This is a genomic window from Rhizobium sp. BR 249, from assembly GCF_047445895.1.
In the GTDB taxonomy this organism is placed as follows: Bacteria; Pseudomonadota; Alphaproteobacteria; order Rhizobiales; family Rhizobiaceae; genus Rhizobium.
This window is the reverse complement of the sequence record NZ_JARWKX010000001.1, coordinates 67,951-91,879: the sequence shown is the minus strand read 5'-3', so window position 1 is coordinate 91,879 and position 23,929 is coordinate 67,951. Positions and strand designations below refer to the sequence as shown.

Here is a 23,929-nt window from a genome sequence, read left to right as displayed (position 1 = left end):
TTTTTCCAGCGCTTTCGGAGCGGGTTCTTTGCATCTCGGTGCCCTTTTCATCGCCAGCCATGTCCTGAAATCCGGTTCGGTCCGCGAGACCGCGCGCCGCTTCCAGCTGTCGCCCTCCACCGTCTCGACGGCGATCCGCCACCTCGAGACCGAACTGGCGATGAAGCTGACGGAGCGCTCTTCGGGTGAGCTCGCAACGCTGCTTGCCAGCGACAGGGTGCTGGAAGGGCTGGGGCCGATCACGACCGCGACCGGTGAACTCGCTCAACTGGCGGGGCATGATGCCGCGGCCGCCGAGAACGAAAGCTGGGCATCGCGCATTCCCATCAAGATCGTCACGATGGAGCGCTTTCTCGAAGTCGCCGACCAAGGCAGCATCAATCGCGCCGCTCGTCGCCTTCGCCTTGGTCAGCCGCAGCTTTCGCTCCAGCTCGCCAATCTTGAAAAATTTCTCGGCCATCGCCTCTTCGAGCGGCAGGCGCAGGGCTCGGTGCTGACGGAGGAGGGCAGGCGCGCCTATCAGCTCTTCATCACGATCAGCCAGGCATGGAACGATCTGAAATCTTCGGCCGACGAACGCTATCGGCGCACGGCCCGGTCGCTGCGCATCGGCTCGATCATTCCGACAGGTTCGGAAAGCTGGGTGGCGCGCTGCCTGGGATCGCTGGTTTCGGAATGGAATGCGCGCCGCAGCAACAATGCCATCTCATTGGTCTCGATGACCGCCGACGACCTGCGCGAAGCGCTGAAAAGCGGCCGCATCGATGTCGCGATCCTGGATTCGGTCTTCGGGCTGGAAAATTTCCGCCATCGCGAATTGCTGCGGACCGATATGGTAGTGATCGCGCCGCCCGACAGCACCGAGACAACAGTCGCCGATCTCGTCGCCGGTTATGCGATTTGCATGCCGAGCCCACGCACCGGCCTCGGCCACGCGGCCATGGCCTTCAGCGACGAGCGCGCGCCGAACCGGCGCTTCCGCAATCGGGATATCACTGCGGCGGATTCGCTGCCCGTGATCGTCGACCTCGTCGCCAATCACGGCTACGTTTCTTTCCTCGGCCGGGTCAGCGCCATGCCGATCGCCGGCAAGGTGCGCATCGTCGATCTCGACGAATACCTGCCGATGTCCTATCACGTGGCCTTCAACCATCGCAAAGCCGCCGCCGATGCCAGCGCCGTCATCATCGAGGCGGCGGCGAGAATTACGTCGGAACCTGCCATGCAAACCGACAGAGTCAGGGAGAGCGCAGCATGACGATCCTGCTGGAAGTGTGCGTCGACAGCGCCGAGGGCCTTGCCGCCGCGATTGCCGGCGGCGCCGGCCGCATCGAACTCTGCTCGGCGCTGGAACTCGGCGGCCTGACGCCGCTGCCGAGCCTGATGCGGATCGCCGCCAGAGCGCCCATTCCAATCTATGCGATGATCCGCCCGCACGCCGGCCCCTTCATCTTCGGCAGGGCGGACGAAGAAGCGATGATGCTCGATATCGATGCCACGCGCGCCGCCGGCCTCGCCGGCGTCGTCATCGGCGCCAACCGCCCGGATGGCACGCTCGACATGTCGTTGATCCACCGCCTGAAGACGCATGCTGCGGGCATGGGCTCGACGCTGCATCGCGCTTTCGACCTGGTGCCGGATGCCGATCAGGCGCTCGAACAGGCGGTCGAACTCGGTTGCGAACGCATCCTCACCTCCGGCTGCGCGCTGAAGGCGCAGGATGGGATTGAAACGCTGAAACGCCTTTCGGCCAAGGCCGCCGGCCGCATTTCGATCATGCCCGGCAGCGGCATCCGCCCCGCCAATGTCGGAGAGATTTTGAAGGCCACCGGCGCCCGCGAGGTGCATGGCTCCTGCAGCTCGCCCGTCGAAAGCGCCGACCCGCGCGCAGTGGCGTTTGGTTTCGAGGCGAAAAGTACGAACAAGACGGATGTCGCTGTGGTCAGGGAGGTGTGTAGGGCGATCGAGGCGGTGGCTTAAACTCACCCTCTGGTCCCGTAAACGGGACCAAGGACAAGCCGCAGCCTCTCGATTCCCTCTTCTCCCCGGACAGCCCTGCCGCTGAGGAGAAGAGGATATGCCGCACCGTCTTCGTTTCTCACGTCCCCTTGTAAGAGGATCCTGTGGCGGGCCAGGAATTACCCTACCCACCAATCCTAATGACGGCCTTGATCAACCCACTCTTTTCATGCGCCCAGCGGGCGAGATCGCGCGGTGCATCGGCAAGCACCGTGCGGTGGGTGATGAGCTTGTCGACCGGCACCAGCCCCTTGGCGATCGAATCCGCCACATGTTCGAAATCGACGCGGGTGGCGTTGCGGCTGCCGATCAGCATCATCTCGCGCTTGTGGAATTCCGGGTCGGAGAAGCGGATATCGTCCTTGACGACGCTGACGAGCACCAACGCGCCACCATGGGCGACGAAGGAGAAAGCCTTTTCCATCGACGGGCCGTAGCCCGTTGCATCGAAGACGACATCGAAACCGTCGCCATTGGTTTTTTCCCGCACGGCATCCGCGGTTCCTTCATCGGCGACGATGCCCGACGTGAAGCCGAAGCGTTCGGCTGCCATCTGCAGCCGCTCCGCGCTGGTATCGAGCAAGGTCACCTCATGGCCCGCAATGCGCGAGAAGATCGCCGCTCCAAGCCCGATCGGCCCCGCGCCGATGACGAGCGAGCGGGCGCCTGCGCCGGTGAGCGAGCGGCGCACCGCATGGGCGCCGATCGCCAGAAATTCCGTCGTGGCCGCCGCCTCCAGGCTTAGGCCCCGGGCGGGATAGAGATTGTCCGCCGGAACCGAAATCTCCTCACAGAAGGCGCCGTCGGTGTGGACGCCGAGCACCTTGATATTAGTGCAGCAATTCGGCTTGCCCTTGATGCAGGCGACACATTGGCCGCAGGAGAGATAGGGATTGACAATGACGGGGGTGCCGGCCGCAAGCGTCACGCCGTCCCCGGCCTCGATCACCGTCGCCGAGATCTCATGTCCCATCACCCGGGGATATTCGAGGAAAGGATGCTTGCCCTCGAAGATATGATAATCCGTGCCGCAGATGCCGACATGGCTGACGGCCAGCCGCACCCAGCCGGGCGCCGGTGAAGCGGGGGATGGACGTTCGACGATGTCGAGCACGCCGGGCTCCCGGCAAACAACTGCTTTCATGACGGATCTCGCATTCCTGGAAATGAGGAAGCCGGCCTTTTGGACCGGCTTTATCTCTTTGTCGCTCAATTGCTCTTTCGGCGGCGCAGCTGGTCGAAGAAGACGATCACGATGATCAGCAGGCCGGTGATGATGCGCTGCCAGAAGGAGTTGACGTTCAAAAGGTTGGCGCCGTTGTTGATGGTGGCGAGAATGAAGGCGCCGATCAGCGGGCCATGCACCGAGCCGACCGCGCCGAAGAGGCTGGTGCCGCCGATGACGGAGGAGGCGATCGCCTGCAGTTCCCAGCCGTCGGCCTGTGTCGCATTGCCGATCGCGATGCGCGAGGCGAGCAGCACGCCGACGAAGGCGGCAAAACCGGCGGACAGGATATAGGCGAGGTAGATCATGCCCTTGACGTTGACGCCGGAAAGGCGCGCGGCTTCCGCATTCGAGCCGACCGCGAAGAGATAGCGGCCCCAGCGGCTGAGATGAAGGAAAATGAAGGATGGAATCGCCACCAGGATGACCATCCAGAACAGGCTCGGAATACCCAGGAAATCGGCCCGCGCGAAGTTGCTGAAGCTCTCATCGGTGATGCTGATCGTCGAGCCGTTGGTGATCAGGAGGCCGATGCCGCGCAGCGACGTCAGCGTTGCCAGGGTGATGATGAACGGCGGCAGGCCCATATGCACGATACCGAAGCCGTGGAAGGCGCCGATCGCGACGCCGATGGCGAGCGTCAGCACGATTGCGCCCCAGAGCGGCACGCCCGCCTGCAGGAGCCAGGCGATGATGACCGTGCAGAAGCCGACGATCGCGCCGACCGACAGGTCGATGCCGGCGGTGATGATGACGAAGGTCTGGCCGAGTGCCAGGATCGCCGTCATCGCGCCCTGGCGCAGCAGGTTGGAAATGTTGAGTGGCGTCCAGAAGCTGTCCGTCCGGAGGGCCAGCACGAGCCAGAGGAAGAGGAGCAGGCCGAGCAGAGTCAGGCCGAACAGGATGTTCATTTTCCGGCGCGGTGGCGGCGCGGCGATTTCGGTGGGGGTGGTCGTCATCAGTTCTCTCCCTCTTAGTCTTTTGCGCTCAGACGCCGATCGCTTCGCTGAGCACTTGTTCATGCGTCGCCGCGTGGAAATCATGGCTCGCGACGATCTTGCCGCCGCGGAAGACATGCAGCCGGTCGGCCAGTTCGTAGACCTCGGGCAGGTAGGAGGAGATCAGGATGATGCCCGCCCCCTCCTTCAGAAGCTTGGCGAAGAGCCGGTAGATCTCAGCCTTGGTGCCGACGTCGACGCCGACGGTCGGCTCGTCGAAGATGAACAGTCTCGCTCCGTGGCTCAGCCACTTGCCGATGACGACCTTCTGCTGGTTTCCGCCCGACATGCTGGAGACGGGAACGCGCCGACTCGGCGTCTTGATACTGAGATCGCGGATCTGCTTGTCGGCATTCGCCGATTCACGCGCGTGGTTGATGACAGGCCCGTGGCTGAGGCGTCCGAATACCGGCAGGTTGATGTTGAGGCCGATCGACTGATTGAGGCAGAGCCCCTGATCGCGCCGGCTTTCGGGCGCCAGCGCAATGCCGAGTTCCATCGCCGTGCGTTCGTTTCTGATGTGGACAGGTTTGCCCATCCACTGAACATCGCCTGATGTTGTCGGCTGGCGCCCGTAGAGGCCGAGGGCGAATTCGCTGCGTCCGGCACCGATCAGGCCGTAGAGCCCGACGATCTGTCCTGCCTTGACGCTCAGTGACACATCTTCGAAGCCTGGGCCGGAGAGGCCGCGGACCTCGACGATCGTCTCGCCGATGGCAATCTCCTCCTTGTGGTAGATCTGTTCGATCGAGCGATTGATCATCAGCGCGATCAGCTCGGCCTCGTTGGTCTCGCCGATCGGGCGCGTGCCGACATGCGTGCCGTCGCGCAGCACCGAGACACGGTCGGCAAGCTCGAAGACTTCTTCCATGCGATGGCTGATATAGACGATGGTGACGCCTTCGCCCTGCAGGCGGCGGATCAGCTTGAAGAGCTGTGCCGATTCCTGTCGGGTGAGATAGGCTGTGGGCTCGTCGAAAATCAGGAACTGTGTGCCGCGCATGGCCGCGCGCGCGGTCGCCACCAGTTGCTGCTGGCCGATCGTCAGCGAGCTCAGCAGTGCGCCTGCCGGCAGGCCGAAGCCGAGATCGTCGAGCACGGCCTGCCCCATCTTTTCCATCTGCTTCTTGCGCATCAGGCCGTAGCGGTTGACCTCGTCCCCGAGGAAGAGGTTGGCGGCAACCGTCAGATGCGGGCAGAGCACGACTTCCTGATGCACGGCGTTGATGCCGCGGGCGATCGCTTCGTTCGGTGTCGAGAGCCCCACCGGATGGCCGCACCAGAGCACCTCGCCCGCCGTGCGGGTGATGACGCCGGTGAGCAGCTTGATGAGGGTGGATTTGCCGGCGCCGTTTTCGCCGACGATGGCGTGGATTTCCCCCGCCAGGAAGGTCAGCGTCGCCGGTTTCAGCGCCTGGACATGACCGTAATTCTTCTGCAGGCCTCTGAGTTCGAGGATGGGCGATCCGGTGGGAATCCGATTGGCCTCTTTCAGCGTGGCGCTGTCATCATGGCGATGACTGACCTCTTCCAGTCCGATCATGGACCTCTCCTCCTCTTGTCGCCTCTGCTCTCCACCCTCAGGAAACATACCATGGATGGAAAAGACCGCGCCGGTTTTTGAAGCCGGCGCGGCCGTCTGTCGTTTTACTTGATCTTCGGGTTCAGGAGCGCGTCGATCTTCGGATCGGCCATATTCGCCTTGGTGACGAGGTTGGCGCCGGTATCGACATTTTCCGGAACCTTCTCGCCCTTGGAGACGGCGAGCGCGGTCTTCACGCCGTCATAGCCCATGCGATAGGGGTCCTGAACGACGAGGCCGGCGATCGCGCCGTCCTTGAGGAAGCCGACCGTCTTGTCGTCGCTGTCGAAGCCGATGACTTTGATCTTGTCGCCGAGCTTGTTTTCGGCGATCGCCTGGCCGACGCCCTGCGCCAGGATCAGGTTCGAGGCGAAGACGCCGACGAGCTTCGGGTTGGCCGTGATCAGGTCGGTCATCATGTTGAGGCCGGTCGTCGCCTGGCCGTCACCGTATTTGTCGGCGATGACCTTGAGGCCCGGATATTTGGTCTTCACCTGATCCAGGAAGCCTTCGCGGCGCTGTTCCAGCGAGCCGACGCCGGGAAGGTTGGTGAGGATGACGATTTCGCCTTCTTCCTTGCCCGTCATCTCCTTGATGGCGGCGGCAAGGCCGTCGGCGGCGATGCGGCCACCCTGGACGTTGTCGGTCGTCAGGAACGACTTGAATGCCTTGGAGTCGGCGCCCGAGTCGATGCCGATGATCGGAACGGACTTGGCGGCTTCATCGATCGGCTTGCCGAGCGCCTTGAATTCGGTCGGCGAGATGACGATGGCGGCGGGTTTGCCGGCGACGGCGTTTTCCAGAATGCTGATCTGGCCGTTGACGTCGGATTCGGCCTGTGCGCCGAGTTCCGGTACGTTGACGCCGAGATCCTTGCCGGCCTTGCGGGCGCCCGCCAGAACGATCTGCCAGTAGAAGGACGTCGTGTCCTTGACGATGATCGGGATCGTCACGTCGGCGGCGAAGGATGTGGCCGGCATCGCCGTGGCGATGACGGCGGCACCCGCGAGCGCGGTAAAGGCGCGGCGGGACAGAAGGGATTTCACGATGCTCATAAGGGTTCTCCTCTCAGGGTGCGTTCTCCTCCAAATAAACCGGACCGCTGAACGCTGGCGGAGGGTTTTTATCGATAAAAAACATTTGCAGGGAGAAGCTAGCCGAGGCGCAATCAAATTGCAAGAGTGCCGATCGCGCTTTTTTACTCCGGAAAACTCCTCTCAAGCTACTGATTTTATTTCAATACAACGATAGCCTAAAATAGCTATCAGGTCAGGTCGACCTCGTGCGGATGCACGACGCCCTTTTTCAAAATCAGGTTGCCGTACAGCCGGAATTCGCTCGTCGCGACGATATAGGCGGCCTTGCGGGCCATCGCGTAGAAGGCAAAGCGCTCCACCGGCACGATCCGGAAATCGCCGGCGCGCTTCGAAATGATCTGCTGGAACTCCGCGCACACTTCTGGCACCGCGGCAGGGTCGCCGACCACCTCCATGCGCCATGCCGTTTCCGGCACGAAGGTGTCGAGCGGCATATGCGTGAGGATCGCTTCCGCCATGGCCGTGGCGCTCACGCCGTCGGCGCGAATGACGGGCGGACCCATCGAACCGGAGGGAAAATTGGCGTCCGATATGACGATGTCGTCGCCATGCCCCATGGTCTTCAGGGCATGGAGCAGGTCGGGACCGAGCAGCGGGTGAATACCCCTAAGCATATTGTCTCCTCAGACCCGGACCGCTTCGCTGCCGAGTGGCGGCGCGACCAGAGTATAGGGTTCGAATTCGGCATAAATATCGTCGGGAAGCCGCGGCTCGATGATCTCCATGTTGCGCGTCAGGCTCGAGGGCTTCGCCGTGCCGATCAGCACGGAAGCGACGATCGGATCGCGCAGCGGAAACTGCATGGCGGGCGCCGCAAGCGGCACGCCATGGCGCTTGGCGATCGCTTCCATCGCACCGACCTTGGCGAGCACGTCGTCATCTGCCGGCATATAATCGAAATGCGACCCCGGCACCGGGCCGGTGGCGAGAATGCCGGAGTTGAAGACGCCGCCGACGACGAGCGACGTGCCCTTCTGCCGGCAGAGCGGCAGGAGCTCCTCCTCCGCCGAACGGTCGAGCAGCGTATAGCGTCCGGCCAGCAGGATGCAGTCGAGATCGGCATGGCGCAAAACGTCGAGGCAGACGGGGACTTCATTGACGCCGAGGCCGAAGGCGGAGATCGCCCCGGACGCGCGCAACTCCTCCAGCGCCTTTACGCCGGAATCGAGGAACTGCTTCAGATAGACCGCGTTCTTGGCCGCGCCGTGCGTATAGCCGCCGATGTCGTGCACGTAGAGAATGTCGATGCGGTTGAGGCCGAGGCGCGCATAGCTGAACTCGACCGAGCGCATGATGCCGTCATAGGAATAATCGTAATCCGCATCGAAGGAGAGCGGATTGACATAGCCGTATTCGGGCACGGTACCGGTCGGCACCGGCCTCAGCAGCCGGCCGACCTTGGTGGAAAGCACGTAACTTCCATCCGGCTTGTCGCGCAGGAAGTCGCCCATGCGCCGTTCGGCAAGGCCAAGCCCATACCAGGGAGCGACGTCGAAATAGCGGATGCCGCTGTCCCAGGCGGCCTGCAGCGTTTCCATCGCCTGCTCGCGCGGGCATGCGCGGTAGAGACCGCCGAGCGGCGCCGCGCCGTAGCTGATTTCGGTCACGTCAAGCTTGGTCTTGCCGATCCGTCTCGTCCGCATCGTTCCTCCTCGCGAAGCCTTTAATGTCTACTTAGAGCGTCGCGCCGAGATGCCAGGGCACGAATTCGTTATCGCCGTAGCCGAAGATCTCGCTCTTCGTCTTCTTGCCGGAGGCCGTGTCGACGATGAGGTCGAAGATCTCGCGGCCCTTGCCGCTGATCGTCGCGTCGCCCGTGGCGATCGTGCCGCAATCGATGTCCATGTCCTCTTCCATCGAGGCATAGAGCGCCGAATTGCTGGAAAGTTTGAGCGACGGCGCCGGGCGACAGCCGAAGCAGCTGCCGCGGCCAGTTGTAAACGCGATCATGTTCGCTCCGCCCGCCACCTGGCCGGTCGCCGAGACCGGGTCGTAGCCTGGCGTGTCCATGAAGACGAGGCCGGGGGCCGTCACCCGTTCGGCATAACCATAGACCGCCGTCAGCGGCGAACGCCCGCCCTTGGCGACGGCGCCGAGCGACTTTTCCAGGATGGTGGTGAGCCCACCGCGCTTGTTGCCGGGGGAGGGGTTGTTGTCGAGCGAGGCGCCGTGGAGCGCGACATAGTCCTCCCACCAAGCGATCTTCTCGTCGAGCTTCTTTGCCACCTCGTCGCTGACGGCGCGGCTGCGCAGCAGGTGCTCCGCGCCGTAGATTTCCGAGGTTTCCGACAGGATCGCCGTGCCGCCGGCAGCCGCCAGCAGATCGGCGGCGACGCCGAGCGCCGGATTGGCGGTGATGCCGGAAAAGCCGTCCGAGCCGCCGCATTGCAGGCCGATGATGATCTCGCCGATCGACATCGGCACGCGCTTTTCCCTGCCCACGTCGGCGGCGATTTCGCGCAGCACGCCCATGGCGCGCTCGACCGCGCGGCGCGAGCCGCCGGCATCCTGAATGTTGAAGTGGCGCTTGGAGGCGCCCGCGCCGCTCTGGCCGTAGAGCGTCAGCTGATTGACCTCGCAGCCCAAGCCGATCATCAGCACGCCGCCGAAATTCACATGCCTGGTGTAGCCGGCAAGGGTCCGGTGCAGCACGTTCATGCCGTCGCCGGTCGAGCTCATGCCGCAGCCCTGGTCGTGCACGATCGGCACGAAGCCGTCGATGCCTTCGTAATGCGGCAGGATCGTCCGGTTCGCCTCGTCGGCGATGGCCCGGCAGACCGTGGTGGAACAGTTCACGCTGGCGATGATGCCGATATAGTTGCGCGTTGCCGCCCGCCCGTCTGCGCGGCGGTAGCCCATGAAGGTGCGCGCCTTGTCCTGAGGTGTCGCCGTTTCCGGCGCCGAATTGGCGGTTGCCGCCAGCCGGTCGTTTTCGAAATGCAGGTTGTGGCTGTGCACATGGTCGCCTGCCTTGACCTCGGCCGTCGTGCGGCCGATCGCCTGTCCGTATTTCACGACAGGGGACCCAAGCGGAATATCGGCAATCGCCACCTTATGGCCGGGGTCGATCTTCTGGCGGGCCTCTGTGCCGGCAACCGTCGAACCCTGTGCGATGGCTGCCGTTGCGACCGCGACATTGTCTCCGGCCGAGAGGATGATCCAAGGCTGCTTGTCCAATCTCTTCTCCCTTGAGCATGCTGCCGAAAAGCCTGAGCGGCTTTCGAACGGCATCATGCTCCTGCTCCAAGGAAGCGCCCGCTGCATCGGCGATTGCGCATTGATTTTGTTTTTTATCTACAATAAACATTTTCAAGTCAACGGGAATATTGATCCTGTGGACGAGGGAGGCAATGCGCCGCAGGCGGCCGGAAATGAGATAAAGGTCGTCCGGACGAGCCCTGGGTTCGGCCCCGTCCCGCTTTCCGAGCGGGTATGGTCGTTGCGCATTCGGGCGGAAAAGCGGGGGTCTGATGGCAAGGCAGAACACGGTCTTCAAGGAAGCGTATAATCGCTACGCTGCCGCGCTGCGCACCGATACCGCGCTCCCCTCGGAGCCGGAGATCGCCGCCCAGCTCGGCGTCAGCCGCTCGACCGCGCGCGCCATCCTGACCCGCCTTAGCGACGAAGGCATCATCCGCTGGAACAAGCGCCAGAAGACCGTGCTGCGCCAGCCGACCGACCGCGACCTCTTCCCCTCCGAAGAGACGGATTCACTGCATGACATCATCGAGCGCAGTTTCATGCGGCGCATCCTTGCCGATGACGCGGCACCCGGCATGCAGATCAACGAGCTGGAGCTTGCCCGCGAGATCGGCACCGGCACGACGAGCGTGCGGGAATTCCTGATCCGTTTCTCCCGCTTCGGCCTCATCGAAAAGCGGCCGAACAGCCATTGGACGCTCAAAGGGTTCACCCGCGAATTCGCGCTCGAGCTTGCCGACGTGCGCGAAATGTTCGAGCTGCATTCCGCCGCCGAATTCGGCAGGCTTTCCCGCGACAACCAGGCCTGGGCTGATCTTGCCGCCATGCGCGAGGAACATGTCGCGATGCTTGATGACATCAACCAGCGCTTTAAGGATTTCTCCGTCCTCGACGAGCGCTTCCACCTCTTGATCCACCGCGCCTCGAAGAACCGCTTCATCGCCGATTTCTACGATGCGATCGCCATCATCTTCCACTATCACTACCAATGGAACAAGGCGGCAGCCCGCGAGCGCAACGAGCGGGCGATCCACGAACATCTGGATTATATCGCAGCGCTTGAATCCGGCGACCAGTCGGCCATCGAAAAGGCCTGCCGCGTGCATCTGCGCTCCGCGCGACAAACACTGCTGCAATCTTTGCCGCAGAATACGGCGGAAAACGCTTGATGGCGTAAGTGAATACTTACAATTAGGGTATGCCGTTTGGCCCCCTCATCCGGCCCTGCGGGCCACCTTCTCCCCGCTGGGGAGAAGGGAAAGCAAGGTGCGCCGACACTGCGCAAACGAACCCGCCTCTTCGGAAGCACTCGATCCAACGGGGTCTCCCTCTTCTCCCCAGCGGGGAGAAGGTGGCCCGCAGGGTCGGATGAGGGGGCCACACGGTTACACGCTTGCGGCACATCAGCGCTGTCAATCCACCTTCCGCTGCTCGGGAAGCTGTCCGTAAGCCGTCAGAATAGCCCTGATGAGGCCGGGGAAGCGTTCGTCCAGTTCCGCGCAGCGGGTTTGGTTGCGCATCTCCACACCCTGGCGCTCGCTTCGGATCAGCCCGGATTCACGCAGCACCTTGAAGTGGTTCGAGAGCGATGACTTTGGAATGGTGCGGTCGCCGAGATCGGCAAGCGCAGAACAGGTTCCGCCACAGCCGGCGCCGGCAAGCCAGGCGAAAATTGCGGCCCGTTCCGGATCGGCAAGCGCATACAGGATCGCTTCAGGCTGGATGTCCTCTATCGCTGGGTGAAAGAGCGGTCTCATGAATTTTCATATAGCGGCCCTTGACATCAAGATCAACAGTTCCGAATTTCTGAACTACGGAACAAGGCCGTCAATTTCGGCGGCAGTCCGGATCAGAAGGAATGGAAGATGGCGAAGCTCGCAGGAAAGGTGGCTGTCGTAACCGGGGCCTCCAAAGGGATCGGCGCCGCGATTGCCAAGGCGCTCGCGGCCGAAGGTGCGCAAGTCGTGGTCAATTACGCCTCCAGCAAGGCCGGAGCGGATGCGGTGGTCGAGGCGATCAGCGCCGCCGGCGGCAAAGCCATCGCGGTACAGGGCGATGTCTCGAAGGCCGAACAGGCGCAGGGCCTGGTCGATGCCGCAGTCAAGGAGTTCGGCAAGCTCGACGTGCTGGTCAACAACTCGGGCGTCTATGAATTCGCGCCGATCGAGCAGGTGACTGAGGAACAGTATCGCCGCATCTTCGACGTGAACGTTCTGGGCGTGCTGCTGACCACTCAAGCGGCGGTCAAGCATCTCCGTGAAGGCGGCAGCGTCATCAACATCTCGTCGGTGGTCACCAGCCTGGCTCCGCCGGACTCTTCAGTCTATACCGGCACGAAGGGCGCCGTGGAAGGCATCAACAGCGTGCTTGCCAAGGAACTGGGCCCGCGCAAGATCCGGGTCAACGCGATCCTCCCGGGGATCGTCGAGACCGAGGGCACGCACACCGCCGGCGTCATCGGCTCGGATTTCGAGCAGACACTGGTGGCCCAGACTCCGCTCGGCCGCACCGGCCAGCCGGACGATATCGCCGGTGTCGCGGTCTTCCTCGCTTCCGATGATGCCCGCTGGCTGACCGGCGAGCGATTGGCTGCCAGCGGCGGTTTTCGCTGATAGCTGTCATGGTGCGTGCTCCTTCATGGAGCACGTGACCGTTTCCGCGCTTCGGAAAGCCAAACTGCTAAGGCGCGTCGCGATCTTTCAGATTCGCTCTTCGCGCTTTAGGTCTTTGTTTTACGCATGTCGTTTTCGCAAAACCGCTGCACACTTTTGCGCGACATGCTTTAATGCGAGGCCGCCTCGCTCGCCACAGCCGGCTCCTCGCGTTTCCGGCCATGGCCGACCGGGATCAGCCAGGTGGTGAAGAAGGTCAGCACGGCGACGACGACCACGCCCCAGAAGCACCAGTGCAAGGCGGCGTCGAAGACTGCGCGGGTCGCCGGATCGGCGGCAAGTTCGGAGAGCCCGGTCGGCTGGTTCAGCGCCTCATGCAGGCCGGCCGCCGCTTCTCCGGTCGCATAATGGCTGATGCCGGCGTTCAGGATCGCGCCGAGCACGGTGGCGCCGAGTGTATTGCCGAGGCTGCGGGCGAAGATGATCGAGGCGGTGGCGCTGCCGCGCATCGACCATTCGACACTGTCCTGCACCAGCACGATGCTGGTGAGGCTGATGAGGCCCATGCCGAAGCCCATGAAGAAGGAGCCGGTGCCGGCAAGGACAGGAGAGCTTTCCGGCGTCAGGAACAGCAGGAAACAGGCACCGAAGGGAAACAGCAGGCTGCCGGCGCGCAAGGTGCGGCGAATGCCGAATGCCCTGTAGAATCGGCTGGAGAGCATCACCGCCATCGGCCAGCCGACGACGAGCATGGTGAGCGTGAAGCCCGCGACGAGTGGCGAGCGGCCAAGCACGCCCTGCACATAGAGCGGCAGAATTGTCGAAAGCCCGATCAGCGCCATGCCCGCCAGCAGCGTCATCGCATTGCTGGTGGCGATCAGCCGGCGGCTCCAGAGCGCGATCGAAATGATCGGCTCAGGCGCTCGCTTCTCCTGGCCGAGAAACAGAAGCCCCGCGACCACGAAGACGGCGAAAAGCGTGAGCAGGATCCAGGCGCTCGCATCCGTTTCGGTCAGCATGATGAGCAGCGCGACGATCGAGATCGAAAACAGCACGGCGCCGAGATAATCGATCTCAGCCTGCTTGTGCGCCACGTCCTCCTTCAGGAACACCATGAAGGCGAAGATGGAGACGATGCCGATCGGCAGGTTGATCCAGAAGATCCAGGCCCAGGAGATGTTGTCGACGATGATGCCGCCGGCGAGCGGCCCGACGACGGCCGAGGTCGCCCAGACGGTTGCCATGAAGCCCTGCACCCGCCCGCGCTCTTCGAGCGTGAAGAGGTCTCCGATAATGGTCATCGTCACCGGCTGGATCGCGCCGGCGCCCAGCCCCTGCAGCAGCCGGAAAAGCACCAGCGACATCATCGACCAGGCAAAGCCGCAAAGAGCCGAGCCGACGAGGAAGATCAGGATGCCGCCGATCAGCACCGGCTTGCGCCCGAAAATATCGGAAAGCTTGCCGTAGATGACGGTCGTCGTCGACTGCGCCAGCAGGAAGGCGGAAAACACCCAGCTGTAATAGGAAAAACCGCCGAGCTGCCCGACGATGCGCGGCATGGCGGTCGCCACGATCGTCGCCTCGATCGCCACCATGAAGGTCGCAAGCATGATGGTGGCGACGACAAGCATGCGGTTGGAGCGATGCGCTGCATTCGACATGACGATCCTCTTCGGGTGCTCCGCAGGGCCGGAAAATATCGGCAGGCTGGCTGGATGGGCGGCGATGCGCCGTTTGCGGAGGGATGGCAATTCTTTTACGGCCTGGACGCCGGCCGGTAAAGCAGTTCTCGTGGCAGCGTTTGTTTTTCTCCGCAACGGCGGCGGAAACAAAGGCCCGGCGCGCAAACCCGCTCCGGGCCTTCATCCGGTCAGTAGGCGGAAGGTCGCCCATCCTCACTGCTGGCATGCCTCGCTGAGCGAACCGGTCCCCGCGGTGCAGCCCGGCACCTGCTGCAGATCCGGATTGACCCCGCCGGGATTGATCGTGCTGCGGCCGCTGTCGAGATCGACGCCGCCAGTGCCGGTCGTGCTGCCGGTGGTACCGGGATCGGCGCCGACGGAACCGCTGCCAACCGACCCCGAACCGCCGGCGCCGGTCGAGCCCGAGCCGGAATTCCCCGATCCGCCGATGACGGGCGCTACCGAGAGCCGCCCGCTGGAATTGGCGCCGCCGGCCGTCTGCGCCATGGCCGAGCCGGCAAGGCCGATTGAAAGGAGGGATATAACGATGAGTTTACGGAACATGATGGTCTCCATCCTTGTTGCCTCGAGGGGAGAACCTGTTCCGGGGCGGCATGTTCCTATTACGGATGCGATTTAATCGTCGTTTGATTGAAACTGTAATCCGCCTAGCTGAAAAAGGAGCACGACGAGGATACGCAATGCTCGGCTACGGGAGATGGGAGATGACCGCAAGAGGAGCACGTCAATGTTATTGCCCGGTCAGGCCAGTGATGGGACAAGCCTATGTCTCTATATGCGTCTGCGCTCCACGGTTCGCGGAAGTACCTAAGGCGTTGGTCAATTGCTCTGGAAGGGCCTTACCGGAGTGGGAGCAACCGTGACGCTAGAAGCCTTCATCGCAGCAGACTTTTCTTTCGCCGCTTGAATATCTCTTTCCCGCTGCTCTCGCAACGTCGCTTCCTCGATCACCTGTTTTTGCAGAAGCATAATGTCATAGTCGCGCCAAATTACATAACCCATCCAAACCGTTGACGCCCCGAGACTGAATATGAACCACGACACAATGCCAACCTGCATCTCGCGTGACAGTGATGTCGCCTGTTGAGGGCCTAGCGCGACCAAGCAGACAAGCGTCGCTATTGAACAACCAGAGAAGCCGAGGCCCACGACATAATCACCGGCTATAGCTACCATGCGTTCGGCAATACGGTTCCGCTCCTCTCCAGTCAGAGATTTCCAGTCGATCGTTGGCATGCCGCGATTCAGACGGACAAAAATTGCCGCAGCCATAATCGATAACACTACGCTGATCGGCTGGAATGTCGGGAAAAGTCGCGAAATGTTAAGCTGCCACCCCGCTAAGGCGGCGACGATTACAACAATCAAGAAGAATGGCAGCAGCTTTCGCATCAGGCCTCAATCATACCATCCTGAACAAATCGTGAGTAGACCACCTGCAACTGATCAGCAACGTTGTTGAACTCCAGTAGAGAGGCACCCTCCGTAACCAAAGCGAACGGCATGGTGGTCCGTAAAATTGCGTCTCCATCCGAAATCCTCCCGTTGCGGCCTTCGATCTGAATAGTTCCATCAGTTAGATCATCCAGCCCAGCGGTGAGTTCTTTAAGCTTCATTTTAGATGCCTCGGTCCGGCGGCCTCGCACTTTCACAGAGGCATCGACGGACAGGTATTCTTGGGGCCCCAAACTATCTACCAACGACTTGGTTTTCTCCTCCCCAAGTATTGCGCGGATAATCGGGACGGCTTGCGAAAAGGCAACAAACCTGTCGGCAATTTTTTTGGTGGTAGAAACTTCCTTCATCTGATCCTCTACCACGTTTGCGACAAACTGCGGGGCTGAGCCGCCTTTTACCCGGAACGCCTTGATATCACCTATGTTGCTTGGCACGGCTGCTTTGTTGAACTCGGCCTGAAAATCGATCTCCGCGCCAGCGGGATAACCTGCGTTTTTCCCAATCAAGAGCCAATTGAAGTATTTCTGCATCAACCTTTGCGACATCGAGTTTGTCTTCACAAAAAACAAATGGTTCCCGATCGCCAACCAATATGCCATTCCCCTGACGAACTGCGATCCGCTTGGAGCCTCGCTCTCGTGCAGGTCGTAGATCTCAGCAACCGTGACCTGCGACAAAGATACCGTCGAAGGGTTGTGCGCTAGCAACGCCTGCATGCTCTTAGTGTCAACCATGCACATCTCGCCGAAAACCGCACTTGTGAGATCGGCCACTCGATTTAGTATGATTTGCTGTTGCATGCCCTCTGGGTCGCTAAAGACCCGATCAAAAACCCTGTTCCATAAAGAAATGTTATTCGCATCCGTCTCACCAAGAGAGCCGCGACATGCCGCTTCAAACGTTGCCTCTAGTTTGTCTGCTCCACAACTCACTACTTTTCGATAATGGACCATATGATACGCGGTAGCCAAATCTTCCTCCCACTGTTTCATTGGCAATAGACGAAAATTTCTAGCTAAAGGCGAGTCAAATCTTTGCTTGTTCCTTGCAAGGGCTAAGTAGTGGGGGAGATACAGCCAACATGTATTGGCGGCAATTTCTAGACCCTGGCACTCACAGAAGGATGTCCCAGCGTATGGAATGTGTTCACAACGGAACGAGCAGCTTGAAAAATGGTGCCGCTTACGTGACTCGAACACGTGACCCCATCATTACGAATGATGTGCTCTACCGACTGAGCTAAAGCGGCATTTGGCGGCCGAAGCGTGCGGCCTGCGATTTGCATGGCGCTGATACAGGCATTGTTTGAAGATTTCAAGCGCCCTGTCATGCCTTTGGCAAAAAAGAGGGGGATGGCGCTCAGAGCGCCAGCCGCGCGCGGGCGGCCTTGTATTCGGCCTCCAGCCGGTCGACGAGGTTTGCGACCGGTTCGACGGCCTTGATGGCGCTGATGCCCTGGCCGCTGCCCCAGATGTCCTTCCAGGCCTTGGCGCCGCCGGTCGCCTGTTCGAAATCCATCTTGGAGGGGTCGGCTGCGGGCAGGTTGTCGGGGTCCATGCCGGCGGCGACGATCGAGGGCTTGAGATAGTTGCCGTGCACGCCGGTGAAATAGTTGGAATAGACGATGTCGGCGGCGGCCCCTTCGACGATCGCCTGCTTGTAGGCCTCGCTGGCGCGCGCCTCTTCGGTGGCGATGAAGGGCGTGCCGATATAGGCCATGTCGGCGCCCATCGCCTGTGCGGCGAGGATCGCGCCGCCGGTGGAGATCGCGCCGGCCAGCAGGAGCGGCCCGTCGAACCATTCGCGGATTTCCTGGATCAGCGCGAAGGGCGAAAGCGTGCCGGCATGGCCGCCGGCACCGGCCGCCACCGCAATCAGCCCGTCCGCGCCCTTGCGGATCGCCGAATGGGCGTGGCGGTTGTTGATAATGTCGTGCAGCACGATGCCGCCATAGGAATGCACGGCGGCGTTGACCTCCGGCACGGCGCCGAGCGAGGAGATGACGATCGGCACCTTGTATTTGACGCAGAGCGAGAGGTCATGCTCGAGCCGCTTGTTCGACATGTGCACGATCTGGTTGACGGCAAAGGGCGCCGCCGGCTTTTCCGGATGGGCGGCGTCGTGGCGGGCGAGTTCTTCGGTGATCTCGGCCAGCCATTCGTCGAGCTGGCTCTCCGGCCGGGCGTTCAGCGCCGGGAAGGCGCCGACGACGCCCGCCTTGCATTGCGCCAGCGTCAGCACGGGATGCGAGACGATGAAGAGCGGCGAGCCGATGACCGGCAGTCTCAGTTTGTCCTTGAGAATTGGGGGCAGGGTCATGGTTCACCGCTCGATTGACGTTTACGAAAACGTCAATCTCATAACAGAGATGAAAAGGCGATTAAAGAGCGGCTGCCACGCCTTCGTCGATTTCAGCCCGAATATATATTTGCGAGACGACGAAGAAAGCGAGGCCCGCAAGCCGTGAAAGCTGTCCATTATCGCGGCCGATCGATCGCCGCCCCGCCCGCAAGGCTTGCGGTTTGCCGCGCTTGCCGTTACCGAATTTTGACAGGCAAAGGCAGAGATTACAGTCGAATGCCGGCTTCAAGGTGAAGGACTTGATGTGAGCGGATTAGAAACGGCCATCAGAACGGCGCTCGAGAACTCCGAGCGCGACAATCCGGAGGTTCGAGCGCGGATCTATCAGTCCGCCCGCCAGGCGCTCGAAGCCGGCCTGCGCAAGCAGGACATCACCGATGCCGAGGTCGTGGCCCATCACCGTCATCGCCTGGAAAGCACCATCCACGCCATCGAAAGCGAGGAGCGCGACCGCCTTCACCCCCGGCAGAGACCGCCTGAGGTGCCGGTGCCGCCGGTCGTGGAAATGCCGGCGCCTCCGGTTCACAGAGGTGATGTGGCCGATATCGACAGCCTCATCGACAGTCCCGTGGCCGCAGGCGAAGTGCGCGCCCCCGAGGTCGTCATGCGCCACGCCGACGAAGCGAGCCTCGACGGCGTGCATGCCGGCAATGCCGATCATCTCTCCGCCGCCCCCGTCGCAGAGGAGCGCCTTGGCCGCGGCGAGCGCGCCACCGAGATGGATTTCCGGCCGGAACGGGCCGCGGGCCGGCGCAAGCCGCGCAAGTTCTTTTCGAGGCTCCTCGTCTGGTGCGTGCTGCTGGCCTTCATCGGCATCGGCGCCTGGTGGGCCTATACGTCGGGCCTGCTGTTGACGGCGGCCGAGCGCGACACCAGCGTCGCCAATCCGCCGGCAAGCACCCAGCCCGAGGACTTCACCGGCAATGACGACAGCGCCAACGACGACAGCGCGGGGAACGGCACGGCCTCCCACACGGATCAGCCGGTGACCATCGATCCGCAGAACAGTTTTTCGGCGGATTGGATCGAGGTGTTCAAGCCCGCCGATGCGGACAAGATCCAAAGCGGCTCCCGGGCGCGCACCGAAAACATCACCGAGAACGATGGTCCCGCCATCCGCTTGATTTCCGAAAGCGGTGCCGCCGACGGCAATGTCACGATCAGCGTGCCTGCCTCCGTGCTGCAGCAGCTTGCCGGCAAATCCTCGACGATCGCCCTGACGCTGCAATCCACCACCGACGAGCCGACCCAGGTCAGCGTCGAGTGCAATTTCCAGACGCTCGGCAATTGCGCCCGCCACCGCTTCACCGTCACCCGGGAAAAATCGGATGCGCTGCTGCAGGTGCGGTTCGACCGCTCGCTCGCGCCGAATTCACCGGGAACGCTTGTTATCAACAGCGATCTCGACGGCAAGGCGCGCGGCATCAATCTCTTCGCCATCCGTATCCTGCCGGGGCAGTGATGCGGTCCCCAGCAGGGCGCCGGCTGATTTCGGAAAGCCCTATTTCAGAAATCCAGGCCCGGAGCCGATGATCTCCTTGTCGACCTCGCCGAGCGCTTTTTTGTCCTTGCCGTCGTAGTCCATCCTGTTCAGCATGTGGCGGATCAGCTCCAGGCGCGCCCGCCGCTTGTCATTGGCGCGGATCACCGTCCAGGGCGCGAAATCCGTATGGGTTTCCTTCAGCATCCGGTCGCGCTTCTCGCTGTAGTCGTCCCATTTCGTCAGCGCCGCGATATCCATCGAAGACAGTTTCCAGACCTTCAGCGGATCGTGGCGGCGGTCGTGGAAGCGGTTGAGCTGCATCTCGCGGCCGATGTCGAGATAGAATTTGAAGAAGAAGATGCCCTCATGGGCAATGATCTTTTCGAGCTGCGGCGCCTGCTTGAGGAAATCCTCATATTGCTGCGGCGTGCAGAAGCCCATGACCGGTTCGACGCCGGCGCGGTTGTACCAGGAGCGGTCGAAGAGCACGAATTCGCCCGCTGTCGGAAACTGCGCGACATAGCGCTGGAAATACCACTGCCCCTGTTCGCGCTCCGTCGGCTTGGTCAGCGCCACGACCCGCGCAAGGCGTGGGTTCATATTCTCCGAGGAAGCCGAGATCGCCCCGCCCTTGCCGGCCGCGTCGCGTCCCTCGAACAGCGCCATCACCCGCTTGCCGGTCGCCTGCAGCCAGAATTGCACCTTGACGAGTTCCACCTGCAGCTTTTCCAGCTGCTCCACATAGTCCTCTTCCTTGAGCTTCTTCTTGTAGGGAAAGTCGCCTGATTCAAGCGCATGTTCCTCCACCCAGTCCGGCAGAGCGGGATCGTCGACATCGAAGATGCGTTTCGTTCCCCGGATATTCAGCTCCACGGCCCTGTTTTCGACGTCCTCGTCCATTTGCTCCTCCTGCGCCTGATCGTTTCCCTTGCTGCAGGCGAACATATTTGCCGTTGGAAATCAAATCTTTCGCCGCGGACGCCATTTCCGGTGGTTTTCGGCTGCGGCCTTTGGCATCGGAGAGGCCGGCTGAAAATTTCTGTCATGATTTGCCGCTATCAGGCAGAGTTCAATATAAAGACAACGAATCGACGCCGCGAGGGCCCTTGCAAGACGAAACATCGTGGACAACGAGCCTGCTGGCGCGCATCCGGCGCGAACGGCCGGTGCTGCTTGCGGCTATCCTCAGCGCTCTCGTCGCCATCGCCGCCGGCATGAACAAATGGGCCGTGCTCGTCCTGCTTCTCGCCATGATCCTGACCGCGCTCTTCAACGAGGCGCCGGTGATCAAGGCCGAGCTCATCGAGCCCGTAGAGATCGAGCCGGAAGCGCCGGCGAGCCATTTGCCTGATGTTTCCGCCACGCTCGCCAGCCTCGATATCCCTGTCATGGTGCTGTCGGGCGACGCGTCGGTGCTCTTCCAGAACCGCGCCGCCGAAAAGGCCTTCGGCGAGGTGGCGCTCGGCGCTCATATATCGGCCCGCCTGCGCTCGCCCGGCGTGCTCGACATGGTGCGCGAAACCATCGCCACCAATGCGCCGAACCAGATAGAGCATTCCGAGCGGCTGCCTTCCGAGCGCGTCTATATCGTGCGCAGCGCCCCCGTCGAATTCGGAACCGAGGAGGAGACGCGCGAGCGCTATTTCATCCTGTCTTTCCGCGATATTTCAGAAGTCCGCCGCATCGACCGCATGCGGTCGGATTTCGTCGCCAATGCCAGCCACGAGCTGCGCACGCCGCTCGCTTCGCTGCGCGGCTTCATCGAGACCATCCAGGGACCGGCGAAGAACGATCAGAAGGCGCAGGCGCGCTTCCTCAACATCATGCTCGATCAGACGACGCGGATGAGCCGGCTGGTCGACGACCTGCTGTCGCTCTCCCGCCTGGAGCTGAAATCGCACATCGCGCCTGACGAGAAGGTCGATCTGGTGCCGCTCCTCGGCCATGTCAGGGATTCGCTGGTGCCGCTCGCAAGGGAGGTCGGCGTCGAGATCAACCTGCACCTGCCCGATGGCAAGGTCGAGGTGCTGGGTGATCGCGACGAGCTCGTCCAGGTCTTCGAGAACCTGATGGAGAATGCCTGCAAATACGGCCAGGAGGGCGAAATCGTCGATGTTTGGCTGAAGAACGGCGCCGGCCAGCCGGTGGAGGTCAGCATCGTTGACAAGGGGCCGGGCATCCCGGCCGAGCACGTGCCGCGCCTGACGGAACGCTTCTATCGCGTCAGCATCGAGGACAGCCGATCGAAAAAAGGCACCGGCCTCGGCCTCGCCATCGTCAAGCATATCCTCACCCGCCACCGCGCCCGGCTGATCGTCAAGTCGGAGGTGGGCAAGGGCACGGATTTTACGGTGCGGTTCTGATATGGCCTATGAGAGGTCTGCGAGGAACGGAGAGGCTGCCGCATAGTCCCTTCTCCCCAGCGGGGGTCCGAAGGACGGGTCGAGACCGGCGGCTCGACCCCTGGGTGCCCGAAGGGTCGGATGAGGGGGGCACACACGGACATCCTTTAAGTCATTCACCCATTCAGCACGCCGATGGTCGAGATGCTACCAACGCGGTCTAAATTCGCATGAGGATCATTGGAAAGACCTGTGTCATTGGCCCCCTCATCCGCCCTACGGGCACCCCGGGGTCGAGCCGCCGGTCTCGACCCGTCCTTCGGACCCCCGCTGGGGGAGAAGAGGGCGTCGAGAGGTCGCGGCATGTCTCTTTGCCCCGTTCGCGAGCGTCCGGCAACCTGAGGACTGTTTATATCCAATTTGCAATGCCAGGTCGAGAGGCGATCCAAATGTTGCGGTTCGCAGACATGTTTAAGCGGATTCCGTAAAATTTATCATTAAAAAACAAATATTTAACATGTCACAAATGTTTCACCGATCTGACATAAAAGGACAGTGCTTACAGCGCTAGGAGAGTCTCGCCGATGAACAAAGGCACTGCGAGGGCCTCTCTAAAGGCCGCACTCACACAAGCCCAATGCGGGAGATTTCTAATGAACACCTTCAAGCTCACCGTTGCCGCGCTCGCTGCAACCGCCGCTTTCGCTGGCGCTGCCGTCGCCCGCGACCAGATTCAGGTTGCTGGTTCGTCCACCGTCCTGCCTTACGCAAAGATCGTAGCCGAGTCCTTTGGCGAGACCTTCACCAACTTCAAGACGCCGGTCGTCGAATCCGGCGGCACGGGCGCTGGTCTGAAGGAATTCTGCAAGGGCGTTGGCGAAGACACCATCGACATTGCAAACGCTTCGCGTCCGATCAACAAGAATGAAGCCGAAGCCTGCAAGGCAGCCGGCGTAACAGACATCCAGGAAGTCAAGATCGGTTATGACGGCATCGTCTTCGCAACCGACTCTTCCAACCCCGACGTCGCTTACGTCCCGGCTGACATCTACAAGGCGCTGGCTGCTCAGGTCGTCGTCGACGGCAAGCTCGTTGCCAACCCCTACAAGAAGTGGTCGGAAGTCAACCCGAAGCTCCCGGCTGTTGATATCGCTGCCTACATCCCGGGCGAAAAGCACGGCACCCGCGAAGTCTTCGAACAGAACGTCCTGGCTGCCGGCTGCAAGGCTTCAGGCGCCGTCGACGTGATCGCCAAGGAAATCTCCGACAAGGCCGCCCAGGGCAAGGCTTGCGTCGCAGTCCGCAAGGACGGCGCTGCAGTCGACATCGACGGCGACTATCCGGAAACGCTGGCTCGCATCGCCGCCAACAAGACCGGCGTCGGCGTATTCGGCCTTTCCTTCTATGAAAACAACGCCGACAAGCTCAAGGTCGCAACTGTGAACGGCATCGTTCCGTCCACCGAGACGATCTCCAACGGCACCTACCCGGTTTCCCGCCCGCTGTTCTTCTACGTCAAGAAGGCACATCTCGGCGCCGTTCCGGGCCTGAAGGAATATGTCAACTTCTTCGTATCCGACCAGATGATCGGCCCCGAGGGTCCGCTCGCCGAATACGGCCTGGTTGCCGCTCCGGATGCCGAGCGCGAAGCGATCCGCAAGGACGTCGAAGCCGGTAAGGCCATGTAATGACTTTGCCGGCGCGGTGCTTCAAGCCCGCGCCGGCATTGCCTTGCGCCCCGGAGTGCCGGGAGGCGCAAGTTGGAATTCCTTCTCCAATGATTGGAAGCCGAAGGCAGGCTGATGTAGCCGCCGGGCTTTTTTGGGGGCTTTGGGCCTGGGGACGTAA

22 protein-coding genes and 1 tRNA gene are annotated in these 23,929 nt (G+C 61.9%); 8 read left to right on the top strand and 15 right to left on the bottom strand.

Annotation, left to right across the window (positions count from 1 at the left end; translation table 11 throughout):
• Positions 1-28 precede the first annotated feature (28 nt).
• Together QD408_RS00430 and QD408_RS00425 are read left to right on the top strand one after the other, a co-directional pair.
• Positions 29-1,258: a LysR family transcriptional regulator gene (locus tag QD408_RS00430; RefSeq protein ID WP_414138232.1), complete on the top strand. Its 1,230-nt coding sequence runs from the start codon at positions 29-31 to the stop codon at positions 1,256-1,258.
• Complete coding sequence (locus QD408_RS00425; protein ID WP_414137982.1) at positions 1,255-1,980, top strand: copper homeostasis protein CutC; 726 nt, start codon at positions 1,255-1,257, stop codon at positions 1,978-1,980. The genes QD408_RS00430 and QD408_RS00425 overlap by 4 nt, the downstream gene beginning before the upstream one ends.
• A gap of 163 nt (positions 1,981-2,143) precedes the next feature.
• Here the strand turns inward: QD408_RS00425 and QD408_RS00420 are convergent, their stop codons facing one another.
• The 7 genes from QD408_RS00420 to QD408_RS00390 all read right to left on the bottom strand — a co-directional run bounded on the left by QD408_RS00420 (position 2,144) and on the right by QD408_RS00390 (position 10,098).
• The gene (locus tag QD408_RS00420; RefSeq protein ID WP_414137981.1) at positions 2,144-3,163 is read right to left on the bottom strand and encodes a zinc-binding alcohol dehydrogenase family protein; all 1,020 of its coding nucleotides are present in this window, start codon (positions 3,161-3,163) and stop codon (positions 2,144-2,146) included.
• 65 nt (positions 3,164-3,228) lie between these two features.
• Positions 3,229-4,203, bottom strand: a complete 975-nt coding sequence (locus QD408_RS00415; RefSeq protein WP_088683967.1) for an ABC transporter permease — start codon at positions 4,201-4,203, stop codon at positions 3,229-3,231.
• 28 nt (positions 4,204-4,231) lie between these two features.
• A complete protein-coding gene (locus tag QD408_RS00410) occupies positions 4,232-5,785 on the bottom strand; it encodes a sugar ABC transporter ATP-binding protein (protein ID WP_088683966.1) in 1,554 nt (517 codons plus the stop codon).
• 104 nt (positions 5,786-5,889) lie between these two features.
• A complete protein-coding gene (locus tag QD408_RS00405) occupies positions 5,890-6,879 on the bottom strand; it encodes an ABC transporter substrate-binding protein (protein ID WP_088683965.1) in 990 nt (329 codons plus the stop codon).
• Positions 6,880-7,088: 209 nt separating this feature from the next.
• The gene (locus QD408_RS00400; RefSeq protein ID WP_414137980.1) at positions 7,089-7,535 is read right to left on the bottom strand and encodes an RbsD/FucU family protein; all 447 of its coding nucleotides are present in this window, start codon (positions 7,533-7,535) and stop codon (positions 7,089-7,091) included.
• A 9-nt stretch (positions 7,536-7,544) separates the two neighbouring features.
• The gene (locus QD408_RS00395) at positions 7,545-8,564 is read right to left on the bottom strand and encodes an aldo/keto reductase (protein WP_414137979.1); all 1,020 of its coding nucleotides are present in this window, start codon (positions 8,562-8,564) and stop codon (positions 7,545-7,547) included.
• Between the two features lie 31 nt (positions 8,565-8,595).
• On the bottom strand, positions 8,596-10,098 hold the full coding sequence (locus QD408_RS00390) for a UxaA family hydrolase (protein ID WP_088683962.1): 1,503 nt from the start codon (positions 10,096-10,098) through the stop codon (positions 8,596-8,598).
• On the opposite strand from QD408_RS00390, the gene QD408_RS00385 reads away from it, so the two are divergent.
• Positions 10,091-10,429 carry a hypothetical protein gene (locus tag QD408_RS00385; RefSeq protein WP_414137978.1) on the top strand — a complete coding sequence of 113 codons (339 nt, stop codon included), beginning with the start codon at positions 10,091-10,093 and terminating at the stop codon, positions 10,427-10,429. The genes QD408_RS00390 and QD408_RS00385 overlap by 8 nt on opposite strands.
• Positions 10,392-11,291, top strand: a complete 900-nt coding sequence (locus QD408_RS00380; RefSeq protein WP_414137977.1) for a GntR family transcriptional regulator — start codon at positions 10,392-10,394, stop codon at positions 11,289-11,291. The genes QD408_RS00385 and QD408_RS00380 overlap by 38 nt, the downstream gene beginning before the upstream one ends.
• A gap of 243 nt (positions 11,292-11,534) precedes the next feature.
• On the opposite strand, the gene QD408_RS00375 is transcribed toward QD408_RS00380, so the two are convergent.
• Positions 11,535-11,879, bottom strand: coding sequence for an ArsR/SmtB family transcription factor (locus QD408_RS00375; protein ID WP_414137976.1), 345 nt, complete (start codon positions 11,877-11,879; stop codon positions 11,535-11,537).
• Positions 11,880-11,987: 108 nt separating this feature from the next.
• Between QD408_RS00375 and QD408_RS00370 the strand changes: the two genes are divergently transcribed.
• The gene (locus tag QD408_RS00370; RefSeq protein ID WP_088683958.1) at positions 11,988-12,734 is read left to right on the top strand and encodes a glucose 1-dehydrogenase; all 747 of its coding nucleotides are present in this window, start codon (positions 11,988-11,990) and stop codon (positions 12,732-12,734) included.
• 170 nt (positions 12,735-12,904) lie between these two features.
• Here the strand turns inward: QD408_RS00370 and QD408_RS00365 are convergent, their stop codons facing one another.
• The 6 genes from QD408_RS00365 to QD408_RS00340 form a co-directional block, all read right to left on the bottom strand.
• Positions 12,905-14,395: an MDR family MFS transporter gene (locus tag QD408_RS00365; RefSeq protein WP_414137975.1), complete on the bottom strand. Its 1,491-nt coding sequence runs from the start codon at positions 14,393-14,395 to the stop codon at positions 12,905-12,907.
• Between the two features lie 234 nt (positions 14,396-14,629).
• On the bottom strand, positions 14,630-14,992 hold the full coding sequence (locus tag QD408_RS00360; protein WP_414137974.1) for a hypothetical protein: 363 nt from the start codon (positions 14,990-14,992) through the stop codon (positions 14,630-14,632).
• 264 nt (positions 14,993-15,256) lie between these two features.
• Positions 15,257-15,829, bottom strand: coding sequence for a hypothetical protein (locus QD408_RS00355; RefSeq protein ID WP_414137973.1), 573 nt, complete (start codon positions 15,827-15,829; stop codon positions 15,257-15,259).
• Entirely contained in the window at positions 15,829-16,866 is a 1,038-nt protein-coding gene (locus QD408_RS00350; RefSeq protein ID WP_414137972.1) for a hypothetical protein, read from the bottom strand. The genes QD408_RS00355 and QD408_RS00350 overlap by 1 nt, the downstream gene beginning before the upstream one ends.
• Before the next feature lie 202 nt (positions 16,867-17,068).
• A tRNA-Thr gene (locus QD408_RS00345) sits at positions 17,069-17,144 on the bottom strand.
• A gap of 110 nt (positions 17,145-17,254) precedes the next feature.
• The gene (locus tag QD408_RS00340) at positions 17,255-18,214 is read right to left on the bottom strand and encodes an NAD(P)H-dependent flavin oxidoreductase (RefSeq protein WP_414137971.1); all 960 of its coding nucleotides are present in this window, start codon (positions 18,212-18,214) and stop codon (positions 17,255-17,257) included.
• Positions 18,215-18,500: 286 nt separating this feature from the next.
• Between QD408_RS00340 and QD408_RS00335 the strand changes: the two genes are divergently transcribed.
• Positions 18,501-19,718, top strand: a complete 1,218-nt coding sequence (locus QD408_RS00335; protein ID WP_414137970.1) for a regulator — start codon at positions 18,501-18,503, stop codon at positions 19,716-19,718.
• Between the two features lie 39 nt (positions 19,719-19,757).
• On the opposite strand, the gene ppk2 is transcribed toward QD408_RS00335, so the two are convergent.
• Positions 19,758-20,639 (bottom strand): polyphosphate kinase 2, encoded by an 882-nt coding sequence (gene ppk2, locus QD408_RS00330; protein ID WP_414137969.1) that lies wholly within the window; start codon positions 20,637-20,639, stop codon positions 19,758-19,760.
• 239 nt (positions 20,640-20,878) lie between these two features.
• Between ppk2 and phoR the strand changes: the two genes are divergently transcribed.
• Complete coding sequence (phoR, locus tag QD408_RS00325) at positions 20,879-22,102, top strand: phosphate regulon sensor histidine kinase PhoR (protein ID WP_414138231.1); 1,224 nt, start codon at positions 20,879-20,881, stop codon at positions 22,100-22,102.
• A gap of 632 nt (positions 22,103-22,734) precedes the next feature.
• Entirely contained in the window at positions 22,735-23,769 is a 1,035-nt protein-coding gene (locus QD408_RS00320; RefSeq protein WP_088680328.1) for a substrate-binding domain-containing protein, read from the top strand.
• Positions 23,770-23,929: the final 160 nt, after the last annotated feature.

What these genes read in the sequence shown, in the direction of transcription:
- QD408_RS00425 (WP_414137982.1), top strand. Translation starts at nt 1,255, where the DNA reads ATGACGATCCTGCTGGAAGTGTGCGTCGACAGCGCCGAGGGCCTTGCC.
- QD408_RS00420 (WP_414137981.1), bottom strand. Translation starts at nt 3,163, where the DNA reads ATGAAAGCAGTTGTTTGCCGGGAGCCCGGCGTGCTCGACATCGTCGAA.
- QD408_RS00415 (WP_088683967.1), bottom strand. Translation starts at nt 4,203, where the DNA reads ATGACGACCACCCCCACCGAAATCGCCGCGCCGCCACCGCGCCGGAAA.
- QD408_RS00410 (WP_088683966.1), bottom strand. Translation starts at nt 5,785, where the DNA reads ATGATCGGACTGGAAGAGGTCAGTCATCGCCATGATGACAGCGCCACG.
- QD408_RS00405 (WP_088683965.1), bottom strand. Translation starts at nt 6,879, where the DNA reads ATGAGCATCGTGAAATCCCTTCTGTCCCGCCGCGCCTTTACCGCGCTC.
- QD408_RS00400 (WP_414137980.1), bottom strand. Translation starts at nt 7,535, where the DNA reads ATGCTTAGGGGTATTCACCCGCTGCTCGGTCCCGACCTGCTCCATGCC.
- QD408_RS00395 (WP_414137979.1), bottom strand. Translation starts at nt 8,564, where the DNA reads ATGCGGACGAGACGGATCGGCAAGACCAAGCTTGACGTGACCGAAATC.
- QD408_RS00380 (WP_414137977.1), top strand. Translation starts at nt 10,392, where the DNA reads ATGGCAAGGCAGAACACGGTCTTCAAGGAAGCGTATAATCGCTACGCT.
- QD408_RS00375 (WP_414137976.1), bottom strand. Translation starts at nt 11,879, where the DNA reads ATGAGACCGCTCTTTCACCCAGCGATAGAGGACATCCAGCCTGAAGCG.
- QD408_RS00370 (WP_088683958.1), top strand. Translation starts at nt 11,988, where the DNA reads ATGGCGAAGCTCGCAGGAAAGGTGGCTGTCGTAACCGGGGCCTCCAAA.
- QD408_RS00365 (WP_414137975.1), bottom strand. Translation starts at nt 14,395, where the DNA reads ATGTCGAATGCAGCGCATCGCTCCAACCGCATGCTTGTCGTCGCCACC.
- QD408_RS00360 (WP_414137974.1), bottom strand. Translation starts at nt 14,992, where the DNA reads ATGGAGACCATCATGTTCCGTAAACTCATCGTTATATCCCTCCTTTCA.
- QD408_RS00355 (WP_414137973.1), bottom strand. Translation starts at nt 15,829, where the DNA reads ATGCGAAAGCTGCTGCCATTCTTCTTGATTGTTGTAATCGTCGCCGCC.
- QD408_RS00340 (WP_414137971.1), bottom strand. Translation starts at nt 18,214, where the DNA reads ATGACCCTGCCCCCAATTCTCAAGGACAAACTGAGACTGCCGGTCATC.
- ppk2 (WP_414137969.1), bottom strand. Translation starts at nt 20,639, where the DNA reads ATGGACGAGGACGTCGAAAACAGGGCCGTGGAGCTGAATATCCGGGGA.
- QD408_RS00320 (WP_088680328.1), top strand. Translation starts at nt 22,735, where the DNA reads ATGAACACCTTCAAGCTCACCGTTGCCGCGCTCGCTGCAACCGCCGCT.